Origin of the sequence: Kitasatospora sp. NPDC087314 (assembly GCF_044744365.1) — a bacterium.
Lineage (GTDB): Bacteria > Actinomycetota > Actinomycetes > Streptomycetales > Streptomycetaceae > Kitasatospora.
This window is the reverse complement of the sequence record NZ_JBIUYE010000044.1, coordinates 1-3,651: the sequence shown is the minus strand read 5'-3', so window position 1 is coordinate 3,651 and position 3,651 is coordinate 1. Positions and strand designations below refer to the sequence as shown.

2 protein-coding genes are annotated in these 3,651 nt (G+C 73.0%); both read left to right on the top strand.

The features are described 5' to 3' along the window. On the top strand, positions 1 to 2,207 hold a 2,207-nt coding region (locus tag ACIO5E_RS39600), incomplete at its 5' end, for an amino acid adenylation domain-containing protein (RefSeq protein ID WP_400677561.1). Beyond that, a partial coding sequence (locus ACIO5E_RS39595) for a condensation domain-containing protein (RefSeq protein WP_400677558.1) occupies positions 2,207 to 3,651 on the top strand: 1,445 nt, incomplete at its 3' end. The genes ACIO5E_RS39600 and ACIO5E_RS39595, both read left to right, overlap by 1 nt.

Sequence of the window (3,651 nt, the reverse complement as noted above, 5' to 3'; positions counted from 1 at the left end):
ACGAACACGCCCCCCTCGCCCTCGCCCAAAAAGCCAGCACCATCGACGGCACCGCCCCCCTCTTCACCGCCCTCCTCAACTACCGACACAGCCACGCACCGGAGGACGATCCCGGCATCGGCCTGGAGGGGGTCGAGGCCGAGCACGGGCAGGACCGCACCAACTACCCGCTGACCATGGCGGTCGACGACCTGGGCACCGGGTTCGAGCTGTCCGCACAGGCGATCGACCCGATCGACCCGGCGCTCGTCTGCACCCTCCTGCACACCGCCCTGCAGAACCTCGTCACCGCACTCGACACCGCACCCGACACCCCCCTCAACCACCTCGACGTCCTCACCGAGGCCCAGCGGCGGACGCTGCTGACCGAGTGGAACGACACCCGCGTCGAGCGCCCCGCCGTCAGCCTGACCGAGTTGTTCGAGGCCCAGGCCGCCCGGACGCCGGACGCCGTGGCGCTGGTCTTCGAGAGCGAGTCGCTGACCTACGCCGAGCTGAACGCCCGTGCCAACCGACTGGCCCGGCTGCTCATGGAGCGCGGGGTGGGCCCGGAGTCGCTGGTGCCGGTGCTGATGCGGCGCTCGGCGGACCTGGTGGTCACCCTGCTGGCCGTGCTGAAGGCGGGCGGCGCATACGTGCCGATCGACGCGCGGGCGCCCGAGGCCCGGATGGAGGTGGTCTACCGGGACGCGGGGGCCGGCCTGCTGCTGGTGGACGCCGGCACCGTCGGCCACGGCTTCGTCCGGGGCGTCGAGGCCGCCGGAGCCGAGGTCCTCGTCGTCGACGCGGCCGCCGGGACCGGCGATCCGGGGAACCCGGCCGTGCGGACCCTGCCGGACCAGCCGGCGTACGTGATGTACACCTCCGGCTCCACCGGCGTCCCGAAGGGCATCGTCAACACCCACGGCGGCGTGGTCGAACTGGTCTCGGACCGCTGCTGGCGGGAGACCGTGCCGCACCGCGTGCTGTTCCAGTCCCCGCACGCCTTCGACGCCTCCACCTACGAGCTCTGGGTGCCGCTGACCGCCGGCGGCACGGTCGTGGTGTCCCCCGAGGGACGGTTGGACGCCTCGGCCATCCGTACTCTGACGAAGCGTCATGACCTGACCCACCTGCACCTCACCGCGGGCCTGTTCCGGGTCCTCGCGGAGGACGACCCGGCGGCGTTCACCGGGATCCAGGAGGTCGGCACCGGCGGTGACATCGTCCCGGCGGCGGCCGTCCGGCGGGTGCTCGACGCCTGCCCGGGGATCCTGGTCCGCAACACCTACGGCCCGACCGAGACCACGCTCTGCACCACGCAGGTCCCCCTGGTCAGCAGCGCAGCGGTCCCCGCGGTGCTGCCGATCGGCCGTCCGATGGACAACTCCCGTGCCTACGTCCTGGATTCCGCGCTGCGGCCGGTGCCCGTGGGCACGGCCGGTGAACTGTACCTGGCCGGCACCGGGCTGGCCCGCGGCTACCTGGGCCGGGCCGACCTGACCGCCCAGCGGTTCGTGGCGGACCCGTTCGGCCCGATCGGGAGCCGGATGTACCGCACCGGAGACCTGGTCCGCTGGACGTCCGACGGGCAGCTGGAGTTCCTCGGCCGCGCCGACGACCAGGTGAAGATCCGCGGCTTCCGCATCGAACTCGGCGAGGTGGAAGCGGCGTTGAGCGCCCACCCGGCGCTCTCCGACGCCGCGGTGATCGCCCGCGAGGACCGTGCCGGGGACAAGCGACTGGTCGCCTACGCCGTCCTCGTGGACCCCGCCGGCACCACCGTCACCGTCGAGGACCTGCGCCGGCACCTGGCCGACCTGCTGCCGGACTACATGGTCCCGTCCGCGGCCGTCCTGCTGCCGGCCCTGCCCCTGACGGCGAACGGGAAGCTCGACCGCGCCTCGCTGCCCGCACCCGACCTCGGTTCGCGGGTCGCCCACCGGGCGCCGGTCACCGAGCGCGAGCGGCAGCTGTGCGAGGCCTTCGCCCAGGTGCTGGGCGTGCCCGAGGTCGGCATGGACGACAACTTCTTCGACCTGGGCGGGCACTCCCTGCTGGCCACCCGACTGGTCAGCCGGATCCGCACCCTGCTCGACGTCGAGCTGCCGGTCCAGGCCCTCTTCGAGACACCGACCGTCGCCGGTGTGGCCAAGCGACTCGAATCACTCACCACCAAGAAGGCACGGCCCGCGTTCCGGCCGATGCGCGGGCACAAGGAGTCCTGATGGTCCCGGTTTCTTTCGCACAGCAGCGGCTCTGGTTCCTCGACCAGCTCGAGGGCCCGAACGCCACCTACAACATCCCGCTCGGCCTGCGGCTGACCGGCCCGCTGGACGCCTCCGTCCTGGACGCCGCGCTGCGGGACGTGGTGGGACGGCACGAGGTGCTGCGGACGGTCTTCCCCGCGACGGACGGTCAGCCGTGGCAGGACATCCGGTCGGCCGACGCGGTCGGTCCGCTGCTCACGGTGGTCGACGCCGCCGCCCTCGACGCGGCCGAGCTGGACGCCGCCGTGGCCGGTGCCGCCCGCCACGTCTTCGACCTCACCGACGAACTGCCCATCCGTGCCTGGCTGTTCGGCTGCAGCCGGACCGAACACGTGCTGCTGCTGGTGGTCCACCACATCGCCGGCGACGGCTGGTCGATGGGCCCCCTCGCCCGGGACGTCTCCGCCGCCTACCGCGCCCGGCTGGCGGGCACCGCACCGCAGTGGGACGAACTCCCCGGCCAGTACGCGGACTACGCGCTCTGGCAGCGCGAGTTGCTGGGCGAGGAGGACGACCCGGAGAGCCTGCTCTTCGAGCAACTCGCCTACTGGCGGGCGGCGCTGTCCGACCTGCCGGAGGAGCTGGCGCTTCCCACCGTGCGCCCGCGCCCGGCGGTGGCCGGCCACGAGGGCGGAACGGTCGACATCGCCGTACCCGCCGACCTGCACCGCCGCCTCGTGGAGACGGCACGGGCCGAGGGCATGACGACGTTCATGGTGCTCCAGGCGGCGCTGGCCGTCCTGCTCTCCCGCCTCGGCGCCGGGACGGACGTCCCGATCGGCACGCCCGTCGCCGGCCGCACCGACGAGGCGCTCGACGATCTGGTCGGCTTCTTCGTCAACACCCTCGTGCTGCGCACCGACATCTCCGGCGACCCGTCCTTCACCGAGCTGCTGCGCCGCGTACGGCAGACCGGCCTCGGCGCGTTCGCCCACCAGGATGTGCCCTTCGAGCGGCTGGTGGAGGAGCTGGCACCGGCCCGCTCGATGGCCCGCCACCCGCTCTTCCAGGTGATGCTCTCCTTGCAGAACAACGCCCGACCGGTCCTCGACCTGCCCGGCCTGACCGCCGAACCACTGGCCGGCGGACAGGCTCCGGCGAAGTTCGACCTCTCCTTCACCTTCGGTGAGGACTTCGGCCCGGACAGGTCCCCGGCCGGGCTCCAGGGCAACGTCACGTTCGCGCTCGACCTCTTCGACGCGGCGGCGGCCGAACAGCTCGGTGCACGCTTCGTCCGGGTCCTGCGGGCGGTGCTGACCGAGCCGGGCCGGCCGGTGTCGGCGGTCGAGGTGCTGGACGCGGCGGAGCGGCAGCGGATCCTCACCGAGTGGAACGGCGCCGCCGCCGAGCCGGTGACGGGCACGCTGCCCGAGCTGTTCGCCGCCCAGGTCGCACGGACCCC